Origin of the sequence: Pelagerythrobacter sp. (assembly GCF_041912895.1) — a bacterium.
Lineage (GTDB): Bacteria > Pseudomonadota > Alphaproteobacteria > Sphingomonadales > Sphingomonadaceae > Pelagerythrobacter.
In genome coordinates this window covers 167,008-180,599 of the sequence record NZ_JAYSGI010000005.1, presented here as the reverse complement: position 1 = coordinate 180,599, position 13,592 = coordinate 167,008, and the positions used below count along the sequence as shown (strand labels likewise).

Annotated in this window: 14 protein-coding genes and 1 tRNA gene; 8 read left to right on the top strand and 7 right to left on the bottom strand. The window is 68.2% G+C overall.

Annotated elements, in window-relative coordinates; translation table 11 throughout:
• Positions 1–22: 22 nt before the first annotated feature.
• The 8 genes from ACE3QC_RS13895 (at position 23) to ACE3QC_RS13860 (ending at position 7,097) form a co-directional block, all read left to right on the top strand.
• Positions 23–865, top strand: coding sequence for a sulfurtransferase (locus ACE3QC_RS13895; protein ID WP_374409223.1), 843 nt, complete (start codon positions 23–25; stop codon positions 863–865).
• Positions 862–2,070, top strand: a complete 1,209-nt coding sequence (gene metC, locus ACE3QC_RS13890) for a cystathionine beta-lyase (protein ID WP_374409221.1) — start codon at positions 862–864, stop codon at positions 2,068–2,070. The genes ACE3QC_RS13895 and metC overlap by 4 nt, the downstream gene beginning before the upstream one ends.
• Positions 2,067–3,095 carry a mechanosensitive ion channel family protein gene (locus ACE3QC_RS13885; RefSeq protein ID WP_374409219.1) on the top strand — a complete coding sequence of 343 codons (1,029 nt, stop codon included), beginning with the start codon at positions 2,067–2,069 and terminating at the stop codon, positions 3,093–3,095. The genes metC and ACE3QC_RS13885 overlap by 4 nt, the downstream gene beginning before the upstream one ends.
• A 99-nt stretch (positions 3,096–3,194) precedes the next feature.
• Positions 3,195–3,953: a uroporphyrinogen-III C-methyltransferase gene (cobA, locus tag ACE3QC_RS13880; RefSeq protein ID WP_374409217.1), complete on the top strand. Its 759-nt coding sequence runs from the start codon at positions 3,195–3,197 to the stop codon at positions 3,951–3,953.
• Positions 3,950–4,246 (top strand): DUF2849 domain-containing protein, encoded by a 297-nt coding sequence (locus ACE3QC_RS13875; protein WP_374409215.1) that lies wholly within the window; start codon positions 3,950–3,952, stop codon positions 4,244–4,246. Before cobA ends, ACE3QC_RS13875 begins: the two co-directional genes overlap by 4 nt.
• Positions 4,246–5,880 carry a nitrite/sulfite reductase gene (locus tag ACE3QC_RS13870; protein WP_374409213.1) on the top strand — a complete coding sequence of 545 codons (1,635 nt, stop codon included), beginning with the start codon at positions 4,246–4,248 and terminating at the stop codon, positions 5,878–5,880. The genes ACE3QC_RS13875 and ACE3QC_RS13870 overlap by 1 nt, the downstream gene beginning before the upstream one ends.
• On the top strand, positions 5,873–6,310 hold the full coding sequence (locus ACE3QC_RS13865) for a DUF934 domain-containing protein (RefSeq protein ID WP_374409211.1): 438 nt from the start codon (positions 5,873–5,875) through the stop codon (positions 6,308–6,310). Before ACE3QC_RS13870 ends, ACE3QC_RS13865 begins: the two co-directional genes overlap by 8 nt.
• Positions 6,303–7,097, top strand: a complete 795-nt coding sequence (locus ACE3QC_RS13860) for a phosphoadenylyl-sulfate reductase (protein WP_374409209.1) — start codon at positions 6,303–6,305, stop codon at positions 7,095–7,097. Before ACE3QC_RS13865 ends, ACE3QC_RS13860 begins: the two co-directional genes overlap by 8 nt.
• Positions 7,098–7,104: 7 nt before the next feature.
• Here ACE3QC_RS13860 and ACE3QC_RS13855 read toward each other — a convergent pair whose 3' ends face one another.
• From ACE3QC_RS13855 to ACE3QC_RS13825, 7 genes are all read right to left on the bottom strand, one after another.
• Positions 7,105–8,016, bottom strand: coding sequence for an NAD-dependent epimerase/dehydratase family protein (locus tag ACE3QC_RS13855; protein WP_374409208.1), 912 nt, complete (start codon positions 8,014–8,016; stop codon positions 7,105–7,107).
• Positions 8,013–9,146, bottom strand: a complete 1,134-nt coding sequence (gene proB, locus ACE3QC_RS13850) for a glutamate 5-kinase (protein WP_374409207.1) — start codon at positions 9,144–9,146, stop codon at positions 8,013–8,015. Before proB ends, ACE3QC_RS13855 begins: the two co-directional genes overlap by 4 nt.
• A 94-nt stretch (positions 9,147–9,240) precedes the next feature.
• Positions 9,241–10,302: a GTPase ObgE gene (obgE, locus tag ACE3QC_RS13845; protein ID WP_374409206.1), complete on the bottom strand. Its 1,062-nt coding sequence runs from the start codon at positions 10,300–10,302 to the stop codon at positions 9,241–9,243.
• 348 nt (positions 10,303–10,650) lie between these two features.
• Positions 10,651–10,726 (bottom strand) — tRNA-Ala (locus ACE3QC_RS13840).
• A 106-nt stretch (positions 10,727–10,832) separates the two neighbouring features.
• Positions 10,833–11,900, bottom strand: coding sequence for a hypothetical protein (locus tag ACE3QC_RS13835; RefSeq protein WP_374409205.1), 1,068 nt, complete (start codon positions 11,898–11,900; stop codon positions 10,833–10,835).
• Between the two features lie 181 nt (positions 11,901–12,081).
• Positions 12,082–12,825 carry a Bax inhibitor-1/YccA family protein gene (locus ACE3QC_RS13830; RefSeq protein ID WP_374409204.1) on the bottom strand — a complete coding sequence of 248 codons (744 nt, stop codon included), beginning with the start codon at positions 12,823–12,825 and terminating at the stop codon, positions 12,082–12,084.
• A gap of 132 nt (positions 12,826–12,957) precedes the next feature.
• The gene (locus ACE3QC_RS13825) at positions 12,958–13,410 is read right to left on the bottom strand and encodes a YbjN domain-containing protein (protein WP_374409310.1); all 453 of its coding nucleotides are present in this window, start codon (positions 13,408–13,410) and stop codon (positions 12,958–12,960) included.
• Positions 13,411–13,592: the final 182 nt, after the last annotated feature.

Here is a 13,592-nt window from a genome sequence, read left to right as displayed (position 1 = left end):
CCGGCCCCGCTACCCCCCGGCCATGGACATTCTCGTCTCGACCGACTGGCTGGCAGACAACCTCGCCACCGTCACCGTGCTCGACGCCTCGCGCCACCTCGCCGCGGCGGGCCGTGATCCGGCGTCGGAGTTCGCAGGTGGACATATCCCCGGCGCGCGCTTCCTCGATCTGGGGTCGCTGGAGGATCGGGCATCGCCCGTCCCCTCCGCCTTGCCGACCGCCGCGCAGTTCGCCGAACGGCTCGCTGCGCTGGGCGTGGAGGATGGGAGCCGGGTGGTGCTCTATGACGACAGCGACTTGCGCAGTTCGGCGCGGGCGTGGTTCCTCTTTCGCCTGTTCGGATGGAGCGATGTCGCGCTGCTCGACGGGGGGCTGAAGGCATGGCGTGCCGCTGGCCACACGCTCGATACGGGCGGGGAACAACCCGCGCCGGTCGAAGCCGTGGCGCACGATGCCGATCCGGCGCGCATGCGCGACAAGGCCGAGATGCTCGCGAATATCGATAGCCGCGCCGAACAGGTGGTCGACGCGCGCGACGCGGGCCGCTTCACCGGCGCGGAGGAGGACACGGTCCACGGCCTGCCTGGCGGACACATCCCGGGCGCGCGCAACCTGCACTACCCCGCGGTGCTGAACCACGACGGCACCTTCAAGCGCGGCGACGATCTGCGCGCGGCGTTCGTCGCGGCAGGGATCGACCTCGACCACCCCGTCGTCGCGACCTGCGGCAGCGGGGTCACCGCCTCGGTCCTGCTGTTCGCGCTCGAACTGCTCGGCAAGACCGATACGGCACTCTACGATGGAAGCTGGAGCGAGTGGGGAGCGGACCCCGCCACGCCGAAGGAAACGGGGGCGGCGCGATGAGCGCAGACGGCAATGGCAGCGGCGCGAACACCCGGCTCGTGGGCGCGGGGCGGCGCGCGGAATGGACCGGGCCGGTGGTCAACCCGCCCGTCTGGCGCGCGAGCACGCACCTCTATCCCGACACCGCCGCGCTGGCCGAAGGCGGCAAGGGCAACGCGGACGGGCGCTTCTTCTACGGCCGCCGGGGTGCCCCGACACAGTGGGCGCTGGCCGATGCGCTGACCACGATCGAACCCGGCGCGGCGGGCACCGTGCTTTACCCCAGCGGCGTCGCCGCGATCGCCGGCGCGCTGATGGCGGTGGTCAAGCCCGGGGACGAACTGCTGGTGACCGACAACGCCTACGAACCGAGCCGGATCATGGCAAACGGGCTGCTCCATCGCTTCGGCGTGACCGCGAAGTTCTTCGATCCGCTCGATGTCGAGGGCTTCGCAGGCCTTTTCAGCAAGAACACGAAGGCAGTCTTGCTCGAAAGCCCCGGCAGCCTGACGATGGAGGTGTGCGAGGTGCCTGCGCTCGCCACGATCGCGCGCGAGCATGGCGCGGTCAGCCTGATCGACAACACCTGGGCCTCGCCGCTCGGGTTTCCCGCGCTCGAACACGGGTGCGACATCGCGATCACCAGCCTGACCAAGCACGTCGGCGGCCATTCGGACCTGATGATGGGCGCGGCGAGCGCGGGCGAACGCTGGTACCGGCGCTTGCGCCAGACCGCGCAGGCGCTGGGGCAGGTCGTCTCGCCCGACGACGCCGCGCTGGCGCTGCGCGGCCTGCGCACGATGGGCGTGCGGCTGGAGAAATCGACCGCCACCGCGCTGGCGCTGGCCGAATGGCTCGCCACCCGGCCCGAGGTCGCGCATGTGCTGTGCCCGATGCTGCCCGGCGCGCCGGGGCACGATCTGTGGCAACGCGATTTCTCCGGCGGCTGCGGCCTGTTCAGTTTCGTACTGAAGGGCCGCGACGCCGCCGCCAGCGCGCGGTTCGTCGACGCGCTCGAACTGTTCGGCATCGGCTTCAGCTGGGGCGGCTACGAGAGCCTCGCCCTGCCGATCGACCCCGCCGCGATCCGCAGCGCGACCTCTTGGCCGCCCGCGGGATGGAACGAAGGCGACCGCTGGGGCGTGCGCCTGTCGATCGGATTGGAAGACCCGGAAGACCTGATCGCAGATCTGGAACGCGGGTTCGCCGCGATGGAGGCTCCATGACCACGTCCGCCGTCTTGCCGACTCCGGCGACTACCACGCCTGCGCCCGAGGCGGTTGAGGAAGCAGTCGTCGGCGCAGAATCGCTCAAGGATGCCGTCAGCGAACACAGCATGACCTTCGGCGAGATCGTCCAGAACCTCGATGCGCTCGGCTTCACCGTCGGCGACACGCGCTTTTCGGTATGGAGCGCGCTGGTCGTGCTGATGGTGCTGCTCGTCGTCTACTTGCTCGCGCGCATCCTCGTGTGGCTGTCGCGCGGCGCGATCAAGCGGATGACGCGGCTCGATCCGACGCAGCACCTGCTGGCGGAGAAACTCGTCTCGCTCGCGATCTGGGCGGTCATGGTCCTGATCGCGATCGACATCCTCGGGATCGACCTCACCGCACTGGCGGTGTTCTCCGGCGCGTTCGGCCTCGCGATCGGCTTCGGGTTGCAGAAGACCTTCGGCAACCTGATCGCCGGGCTGATTCTGCTCACCGACCGTTCGATCAAGCCGGGCGATGTCATCGCGGTGACCGATGCGGCGGGCAACGAGAGCTTCGGCCAGATCCGCAAGATCGGCATCCGCGCGATCTCGATCGTGACCCGAGACCGCAAGGAATACCTGATCCCGAACGAGAACCTGATGATCAACCAGGTCGAGAACTGGTCGTACTCCTCGCGCGACGTGCGGGTGAAGGCGCCGGTCGGTGTCGCCTACGGCAGCGATCTCGAGCTCGTCGAGCAGCTGCTGATGGAAGCGACCGTGGGCACGCCGCGCGTGCTCGAGAACCCGGAGCCCGCGGTACGCCTGATGGGGTTCGGCGACAGTTCGGTCGATTTCCAGATCCGCTTCTGGATCAGCGACCCGGAGGACGGGGTGAACAACGTGCGCTCCGAGGTGTTCAAGAACGTCTGGCGCGCATTTCGCGAGAACGGGATCGAAATCCCCTTCCCGCAACGCGACCTGAACCTGCGCGACAGCGAGCAGCTCGATCAGCTCATCGCCGCGCTCTCGCAGCGTCTGCCGAAGGCCGAAAGCTAGGCTTGCCGCGCGCCTACCCGCGCTTTCAAAACCGATCCTAGCGCGACTGACAGCCATTCTCGCTGGTGGAGGCGCCCGCCCGAGCGCATCTCGGCTGCCATGGAAAATGCCGGAACCGTATATCTCGTCGGCGCCGGTCCGGGCGACCCGGACCTGCTGACCCTGCGCGCCGCGCGGCTGATCGAGCGCGCTGGAATCGTGGTGCATGACGGGCTTGTCGACCCCGCGGTGCTCGCGCTCGCGCCGCGCGATGCCGAGTTCGTCTCGGTCGCCAAGCGCCGCGCGCACCACACGCTGCCGCAGGAAGATATCTGTGCGCTGCTGGTGCGCGAGGCGCGCAAGGGCCGCGACGTGGTGCGCCTGAAGGGCGGCGATCCGCTGATCTTCGGGCGCGGCGGGGAAGAGGCCGAGGCGTGCCGCGCCGCCGGCGTTCCGGTCGAGATCGTCCCCGGCGTCAGCGCCGCCAACGGCGCGGCGGCGGCGGCGCAGATCGCGCTGACTCATCGCGACGCCGCCAGCGTGGTCAGCTTCGTCGCCGGACAATGCAAGGGCCTCTCCGAGCAGGACTGGGCCGGCCTTGCCGGCACGGGCCGCACGCTGGTGATCTACATGGGTGTGAAGACCGCGCCGCAGATCGCCGAGAAGTTGATGGCGGATGGCCTCGCGCCCGACATGCCGCTGGCGGTGATCGAGAACGCCTGCCGCGCCGACATGCGCGTGCTGCGCGGTCCGCTCGCCGCCCTGCCCGATCTCGTCGAGCGCGAGCAGGTCCGCAGCCCCGCGCTGATCGTGATCGGCGAGACGACCGCGCGCACCGATGTGCAGGTCGCCACGCTCGCGGCGGAGGCGGCGGCATGAAGATCGTCACCGGCAACGACCTGAAGACCGGCGCGGTGGTGTGGTGGACCGGCACCGACTGGTCGATCCACGTCGAGGACGCGGTCGACGCTGGCGAACAGGCCGATGGCGTCGCCACGCGCGAGGAAGCCGCGCGCCGCGTCAACGTGCCTTACGTGATCGAGGCGGAACGCGACGGCGACGGCGTGCGCCCCGCGCATATCAAGGACCGCATCCGCGCGCTTGGCCCCACCGTGCGCCCCGACCTCACGCTGAAGCCGGCCGATCCGAGCGCCGGAAACTGGGTGATCTGATGTACAAGTACGACCAATACGATCAGGCGATGGTGGACGCGCGGGTCGCGGAATTCCGCGATCAGGTGCGCCGCCGGGTGGAAGGCAAGCTGAGCGAGGACCAGTTCAAGCCGCTGCGGCTGATGAACGGGCTCTACCTCCAGCTCCACGCCTACATGCTGCGCGTCGCGGTGCCCTACGGCACGCTGAACGGCCGCCAGATGTGCGCGCTGGCCGATATCGCCGACAAGTACGATCGCGGGTACGGCCACTTCACCACGCGGCAGAACATCCAGTACAACTGGATCAAGCTGGAGGATGCGGGCGATATCCTCGCCGATCTCGCCGAGGTCGAGATGCACGCGATCCAGACCAGCGGGAACTGCATCCGCAACATCAGCTCCGACCATTTCGCGGGCGCCGCGGCGGACGAGCTGATCGACCCGCGCCCCTACGCCGAACTGCTGCGCCAGTGGTCGAGCTTCCACCCCGAATTCCTCGCCCTGCCGCGCAAGTTCAAAATCGCGGTGATCGCGAGCGAGACCGACCGCGCGGCGATGAAGCTGCACGATATCGGCATCCGCATCGTGAAGAACGACGCGGGCGAAATCGGCGCGGCGTTCTACGTCGGCGGGGGCATGGGCCGCACCCCGATGATCGCGCCGTGCATCCGCGAATTCGTGCCGCTCGACCAGCTGGTGACGTATTCGGAAGCGTGCCTGCGCGTCTACAACCGCCACGGCCGGCGCGACAACAAGTACAAGGCGCGGATCAAGATCCTCGTCCACGAACTCGGCGCGGAGGAATATACGCGGCAGGTGGAGGAGGAATTCGCCCACCTGCTCGAACAGGGCATCGAACCGCCGCTGGCCGAACTCGAGCGGATCAAGGCTTACTTCGCCGATCCTGCGTTCGAGAGCGGGTTGCCGGAAGATATCGACCGCTCCGACCCCGATTTCGCGCTGTGGGTCGACCGCAACTGCGTGGCGCACAAGACGCCGGGCTACGTTTCCGCCGTCATCAGCCTCAAGCCGGTCGGCGGGATTCCGGGCGACGCCAGCTCGGGCCAGATGCGGCTGATGGCCGACCTCGCCGAGAAGTACAGCTTCGACGAGATGCGCGTGATGCACACGCAGAACATCGTCCTGCCGCACGTGCGCAAGGCCGATCTCCATGCGCTGTGGACCGCACTGTACGAGGCCGGGCTCGGCACCGCCAATCTCGACCGCATCGGCGATATCATCGCCTGCCCCGGTCTCGATTATTGCAGCCTCGCCAACGCGCGCTCGATCCCGGTGGCGCAGCAGATTTCGGAGCGGTTCGCTGCCAATGGCAAGGAAGACGCGCTGGGCGAACTGAAGCTCAAGATTTCCGGCTGCATCAACGCCTGCGGGCATCATCACGCAGGCCACATCGGCATCCTCGGCGTCGACAAGAAGGGGGTCGAGAACTACCAGCTCCTGCTCGGCGGCAGCGAGGCGGGCGACACTTCCCTCGGCAAGATCACCGGCCCCGGCTTCAGCGAAGCAGGGATCGTCGACGCGGTCGAAACCGCCGCCGACGTCTATCTGCGCGAGCGCGAGGACGGCGAACGCTTCCTCGACACCTATCGCCGGATCGGCATAGAACCGTTCAAGGAGGCGCTCTATGGCTGAGCCGCTGCGCTTTCGCGACGACGAGCCGGTCGATCACCCCGCCGTCACCGTCGATTCCTTTCTCGATCAGTCGAACGCCGCCGCGGTGCGGGTCGAGCCGGGCGACGATGCCCGCGCGCTGATCCCGCATCTCGATCATATCCGGCTGGTCGAAGTGAACTTTCCCGCCTTCACCGACGGGCGCGGCTATTCGGCGGCGCGCATCCTGCGCGAAGCCGGGTACGACGGCGAGTTGCGCGCCGTGGGTGACGTGCTGGTCGACCAACTCAACGCCATGCGCCGCTGTGGTTTCGATTCGTTTCAGCCCGACAAGGCGTTCGATTCCGCCGATGCCGAGGCGGCGCTGCAAACCTGGCCCGAGGTCTACCAGCCCGCCGCCGATAGCCGCACGTCGATCTGGGCGCTGCGCCACGGGGCCACCGATGGCTGAGGCAGATCCCATCCGCCTGCGCGACCGGATCGATACCGGCCCGCGCTTCACCGATGCCGACGCGATCCGGCTCAATCGCATGTTCCGCGGTGCGGACACGATGGAGATGCTGCGCGCAGTGATCGGCGACGGGCTGGTGGGCGAACTGGCAACCGTTTCCAGCTTCGGCGCGGAAAGCGCGGTGCTGCTGCACCTCGTCTCCCAGGTCGATCCGGCGCTGCCGGTGCTGTTCCTCGAAACCGGCAAGCACTTTCCCGAGACGCTGCAGTATCGCGACGATCTGGTTGCGCGGCTCGGACTGACCGGGCTGGTCAACCTGCGGCCCGACCCGGAGCTGCTGGCCAAGCGCGACGAGAGCGGGCTGCGCTGGTCCTACGATCCCGATGGATGCTGCGAGATCCGCAAGGTCCTGCCGCTCGCCACGGCGCTCGCTGGGTTCGACGCGACACTTACGGGGCGCAAGGCGTTCCAGTCCGCCACCCGCGCCAACCTGCCGCGCTTCGAAGTGGATACCTCCGATGCGCAGGGGCGGCTCAAGATCAATCCGCTGATCGACTGGAGCGCGGACGACCTCGCCGCCTACATCGCCGAGCACGACCTGCCGCCGCATCCGCTGGTTGCGCAGGGCTATCCCTCGATCGGGTGCAGCCCGTGCACGCAAAAGGTCGCCCCCGGCGAAGACCCGCGCTCGGGCCGGTGGAAGGGCTGGGACAAGACCGAGTGCGGCATCCATACCCCGCTCACCGACGACGGCGAGCTGCCTCCCGGTTACGATCCGGCGTTCTAGGAACGGCTCAGAACCACCCTTGTTCGCGATACCAGCGCGCCGTGTTCTCCAGCCCGGCGCGAGTGGCGACGCGGGGTCGCCACAGGCCGGTGGGCACGGCCTTCGCCGGGTCCGAAACCCAGTCCGGGTGGCTCATGTAACCGGCGCGGTCGAGCGTCAGCTTGGCCTTGTCGCCCCGCACCGCGCCGTCGATGCGTGCGATCATGCCGAGTACCGCGCGCGGGACATGCGGCACCCACGGGCGCTTGCCCACCGCCGCGCCGATCGCCAGCGCCAGCTCGCGGTGCGCCCAGCCGCCGGGCTGGCCATCGTCGGGTTCGAACGTCGCGCCGATCGTGCCCTCCCCGCCCGGCACCAGCGCGAGCAGCAGCTCGGCGAGATCGGCGACGTGGATCATCGAGGCGCGCCCCGGCGGCGGCATCGGCACCACGCCGATGCGCGCGGCGCGGAACAGTTCCAACATGTCCTTGTCGCGCGGGCCGTAAACCGCCGGCGGGCGCACGATGGTCCAGTCCAGTCCGCTCGCCGCGACGATCTTTTCCGCCCGCGCCTTCGACGCGCCGTAGGCCGACAGGTCGGGCCGCCGCGCAGCAAGCGACGAGACGAAGACGAAGCGCTTCACCCCCATCTCGCGCGCGACCTCGACCAGCGCCATCGTGCCCGCGACGTTGGGCCCCTCGAACGCCGCCGTGTCGCGCGCGCTGGTCAGTCCGGCGATATGCACCAACGCCTCCGCGCCTTCGACCAGCTTCACCAGCGCAGCGCGGTTGGACAGGCTGCCCGCGACCCACTCGACACGCGCGCGCCGATCCTTGGGCACGTTACGTGCGAGCGCACGCGCCAAAAGCCCGTGCCGCGCGACGGCATCGAGCACGGCCTGCCCGACAAAGCCCGTTCCGCCCGTGATCGCGAGCGTCACAGCAGCACCATGTGATCGCGGTGGATCACCGCCGCGCGCGGGGCGTAGCCGAGAATGTCCGCATGCTCGGCGCTGCGCCGCCCCTGGAGCGCCGCGCACTCGGCCGCGGCATATTCAGCGAGGCCGTGGGCGATGGCGCGCCCTGTGCCATCGTGAACCGCCACCGCGTCGCCGCGCGCGAACTCGCCCTCGACCCCGGTAACGCCCGCTGCCAGCAGGCTGCCGCCCTCGGCCAGCGCCGCGGCGCAGCCCGCATCGACCGTCAGCACGCCGCGCAGCCGCAGCCGCCCGCCGAGCCACGCCTTGCGTGCGCGGTCGCGGCGGCGCGGCAGGAACAGCGTGCCGATGCCGCCGTCCAGCGCGTGCGCGATCGGCGCGGGGTGCGTTCCGTTGACGATGGCCAGCGCGATACCCGCGCGCTCGGCGATCTCCGCCGCCTGCAATTTCGAAGTCATGCCGCCCGAGCCCAGACCCGATGCGGAGCCACCGTCCGCCATCGCGCGCACGGTATCGTCGATTCCGCGCACCAGCGGCACCAGCGCGGCGCCCGTCTCGCGCGGATTGCGGTCGTAGAGCCCGTCCACATCCGACAGCAGCAGCACGGCATCGGCCCGCGCCGCCTGCGCCACGCGCGCGGCGAGCCGGTCGTTGTCGCCGAAGCGGATTTCTTCGGTCGCGACGCTGTCGTTTTCGTTCACCACCGGCACCGCGCCGCTTTCGAGCAGGCGCGCGAGGGTGGAAGCGGCGTTGAGATAGCGACGGCGATCCTCCAGATCGTCGAGCGTCAGCAGCAGTTGCGCCGCCGTGAGCCCTTGCGCCGCCAGCTTGTCCGACCACAGCGAGGCGAGCGCGATCTGCCCGACCGAGGCAGCGGCCTGCGCATCGGCCAGGCTGCCGCGCCCGCCCTTCGCCAGCCCCATCTGCGCGGCACCCAGCGCGATCGCACCGGAACTCACTACGACCACCTGCTGCCCTGCGCGGCGCAGCGCGGCGATCTCGGCGGCGATCGTGTCGAGCCAGTCGCGCCGCGCCTTGCCCGCGCCATCGACCAGCAACGACGAGCCGATCTTGAGCACGATCCGCGGGCAGGCGGCGGCATCGGTCAGGTCGTGGAGAGCGGCGATCGTCATGGCGCGCGCTTAGCCCAGCCCTCGGCCCCCGTCATCCCCGCGAGAGGGGTTGCTCGGCGCGAATTTGCGGCGGTTGAACGAAAGCGGTTCGGGGTCAATCCAGCGGGGACCAGTCGGCCGCATCCTCGGCCTCGTCCTCCACCTCGCTGCCCTTGGTTTCGGTAGCGGTGCGGTTGGGCAGGTAGCCGAGCACGGTGTCGAGCAGCGGCTCCACGCCCTCGCCCGTCGCGCCCGACACGCCGAACACCTCGGCCGCTCCTGCCGCGCGCAATTCCTCGGCGAAACCGGCGACGAGCTCCGGATCGGCCAGATCGACCTTGTTCAGCGCGATGACCTGCGGCTTGTCCGCCAGCCCTTCGCCATAGGCGGCGAGTTCGCCCTGCACCACGCGCATCGCCTCCGCCGGGTCGTCGCCCGCGATGTCGATCAGGTGGACGAGCACGCGGCAGCGTTCGATATGGCCGAGGAAGCGGTCGCCGATGCCTGCACCGTCCGCCGCGCCTTCGATCAGGCCGGGAATGTCGGCGAGCACGAATTCGCGGCCCTTGTGGCGCACCACACCCAGCTTCGGGATCAGCGTGGTGAAGGCATAGGCGCCGACCTTGGCCTGCGCGTTGGTGACCTGGTTGATGAAGGTGCTCTTGCCCGCGTTGGGCAGGCCGAGCAGGCCGACGTCGGCGAGCAGCTTCAGCCGCAGCCAGACCCACATTTCCTCGCCCGGAATGCCGGGCTGATGCTGGCGCGGGGCGCGGTTGGTGCTGGTCTTGTAACTCGCGTTGCCGCGTCCGCCCATGCCGCCTTCGAGAAGCACGATACGCTGGCCGACCTCGGTGAAGTCCGCGAGCACTTCTTCCTTGTCCTCGGAGAGTATCTGCGTGCCGACCGGCACCTCGACGACGAGATCGTCGGCGCCCGCACCCGTGCGGTCGCGGCCCATCCCATGCGTGCCGCGCGCCGCCTTGAAATGCTGCGAGTACCGGAAATCGATCAGCGTATTGAGGCCCTGCACGGCCACGAACACGATGTCCCCGCCCTTGCCGCCGTTGCCGCCGTCGGGCCCGCCGTATTCGACATACTTCTCGCGCCGGAAGCTGACCGCCCCGGGGCCTCCCGCGCCCGAGCGGAGATATATCTTGGCTTGATCGAGGAAGTGCATTGTTCGGCCCGTAGTGAGTTTTGCTAGTTCGCGCTAGCGCTCGGGTTTCTTGTTTCCGCCCGCCCATCCGGGCGTGCGTCCTCGGCGCTGTTCCCTCCGCTACGCTACGGGGCGCCTGCGGGCGGCCGTTCGGCCTTGCGGTCCGCTCGACGCGGACCGGAATTTCGCCTGACAGCTATGGCTTGGAAGGGTCCGGTCGGCGACCAGCCGACCGCAAGCGCGAATGCGCGCCCGCAGCGACGCGCCCGTAGGGCGTGTGAGCGAGGATAGCCAAGGGGCCGGATGGCCCCGCCGGCGCTTGAGGCGAAAACCCGAAAAAACCAGGAAAATTTTCTTCGAAAATTTACCTGGTGGAGCCGAGCGGGATCGAACCGCTGACCTCGTCATTGCGAACGACGCGCTCTCCCAACTGAGCTACGGCCCCGTTCCAGGTTTCATCGCGAAGCGGCCCTGCCGCCCCGCGAGCGCGCGCCTTAGCGAATGCGCAGCGCGGTGCAAAGGGCTAAATCGCCCGGAACGTTCGGGTGCGGTCAGCGCCCACCATTCTCCGGGTCGATCGCCTCGTCCGGCACCGTGAGGACGATCGCGGGGGCTACCGGGGTATCCTCCCTTTCGTCATCGTCCGGCGCATCTCCCGTCGAAGCGACCGACGTGCCGAAGCCGGGCTGTGCGGTAGCCTGCCCCTGGACCACGGGCTGCGAGACCATTTGCGTCTGCCCCTGGATTACGGGCTGCGACACGGCCTCGCCCTGAACTACCGGCTGCGACACCGCCAGCCCGGGCTCTTCCGTCGTCGGCAACGTCACCGACAGCATACCGGCTTGCGAACCGGCGGCGACACTGGGCGCGGGATCGAACGTGGGGATGATCCCGGCTTCGCCATCGGCCGCCGGAAGGCTACCCGCCGACATCGTCGCGGGAATACCCGTCATCACGTCGCTGGAAGCGAGCATTGCCGCGCGCGTTTCGGGTGGCCCGTATTCGGCATCCCACGAAGAGAGCGATACGCGATACAGTTCGTACGAGCTGAAGAAATCGTCGAACACCGCCTCGAGCACCGGCAGCACCCGGATGGCGAAAGCGTCGAGATCGGACGACTGGACGACCAGCGATTCCTGCGCGACCTGCTGCGCGGTATCGCAGAAGTCCTCCAGCGCGGGCGGCAAGGCGAAATAGTTGTACACCTTGGTCATGTAGCTGTCGTATTCCGACTGCCCGTCCGACCCGTAGGTTTCGCGGAATTCCTTGGTCAGCGTCCGGCCGGTTTCGTCCAGCCTTTTGTCGGTCCGCTCGAGGAACGACTTGTACGCCGGCAGGATGCTGGCGTGCTCCAGCTTCATGCAGTTCAGCGCCGCGACGTTCATCGCCGAACGTACGTTCCAGACCTTCTGTGCGTCGGAAATGCCGTAATTCACTGTGCGCCGGATGCCGTCAGGCCCCTTGGGCGGAATGAACATCTGCGCCGTCGCGCCATCGGGCGGAGTCGGGCGCGGCGGGATCACCTTGACCGGCGGGGGCGGAGGCGGCGGAGGCGGCGGAGGCGGCGGCGGCGTGGCGCACCCGGCCAGCATCGTGAGGCCGCCGGCTATCGCCAGCAACTGAATCCGACCTTTGGTCAGTCCGAACATTTCGCTTCACCCTCCGTTTGCCCGCGCGCCATGATTCCCCATCAAAGCTTGCGCCAGCCTGAAGCGCGGACACTAACCGCTGGAGAGGACAAAGAAAATGCCCGAGGCGCACTGGGCGCCCCGGGCACGATGAAGCGAGTCGTATGTGCGACTATTCGCGGCTGCCCATGAAGCTGAGCAGGAACTGGAACATGTTGATGAAGTCCAGATAGAGCGTCAGCGCGCCGAGCACGACCGCCTTGCCCGCGAACTCCGTGCCGCGCACGTAGTCGTACTGCTGCTTGAGCCGCTGCGTATCGTAGGCGGTGAGGCCCGCGAAGATCAGCACGCCGATGAAGCTGATCGCATACATCAGCGCAGGCGATTGCAGGAAGATGTTGATGACCATCGCCACCAGCAGGCCCACAACGCCCATAATCAGGAAGCTGCCCCAGCCGCTGAGATCCTTCTTCGTGGTGTAGCCGAACAGGCTCAACCCTGCGAAGGCGGCGGCGGTGGCGAAGAACGTCGCCGCAATCGAGCCGCCGGTGTAGACGAGGAAGATCGTCGACAGCGACAGACCCATCAGCGTCGCGAAGCCCCAGAACATCGCCTGAAGCGTCGTCTTGCTGAACTTGTTCGCGCCGAAGCTCATGGCGAACACGATCGCCAGCGGCGACAGGATCACCAGCCACATCAGCGGGCTGCCCATCATTTGCGCGGCGAGGCCGGAACTGGCCGTCAGCGCCGCGACGATGCCGGTCAGCAGCACGCCCGAGGTCATGTAGTTGTAGATCGACAGCATGTGCTGCCGCAGGCCCGCGTCGAAGGTCTCGCCCGTCGCGATTCCGCCCTGATAGGCGGGTGAGGCGCCGAATCCCGTCTGAGACCGGCGGGGTTCGTTCCAATCAGCCATGGTGTTGCACTCTCCGTATCCGGCAGCGGAATAGCCGCCGGCTCGGATGCAATATCGCCTGTCAGCGGCGATTTTTCAAGGGAAAGCCGTCTTTGCGAGGCGGCGCGCGCCAACCGTGCGGGCGGCGTTCCGTCAGGCCTCGCCCGCCGCGTCGACCAGCGCGCTCGCCAGCGCGTCGCGCGGCTTCTTGTCGCTCCACAACACGAACTGAAACGCGGGATAGAAGCGATCGCATTCGTCGAGCGCGGTTTCGACCAGCGCCTGCGCCTGGTCGAGGCTCAGCAGCCCGTCGTCGCCGAGCATGACCCCGTGGCGATAGACCAGCACGTTGCCCTGCGACCAGATGTCGAAATGCCCGAGCCACATCTGCTCGTTGACCAGCGCCAGCAACTCGTAGGCGTCGGCGATCTTGTCGCGCGCGACGCGGATATCCGGCAGCGCGAGCAATTGCAGCACCCGGTCTTCCCGCCGCCAGATGCCGCGTAGCTGATATTTCGCCCAGCTGCCTTGGATCTCGCCCAGAATCTCTTCTTCCGACAAGGGCTTGCAGGGCCACCCGCGCGCTTCGAACAGCGCCGTGAGCATGTCCACGGGGGGCGCGTCTTCGCTTTGCAGAATGCCGTTGCCGCCCGATGCCATTGTTTACGTCCCGCTTGAGTTCTTACGATGCGGTCGATGCAGCCTGACGTGGGGCCGTGGCAATCGCGCGCCGCGATGCTGCTGGGGAGAAACCGACAAGCCTGTTCAAAGGTTGTGTAAAAGAGTCG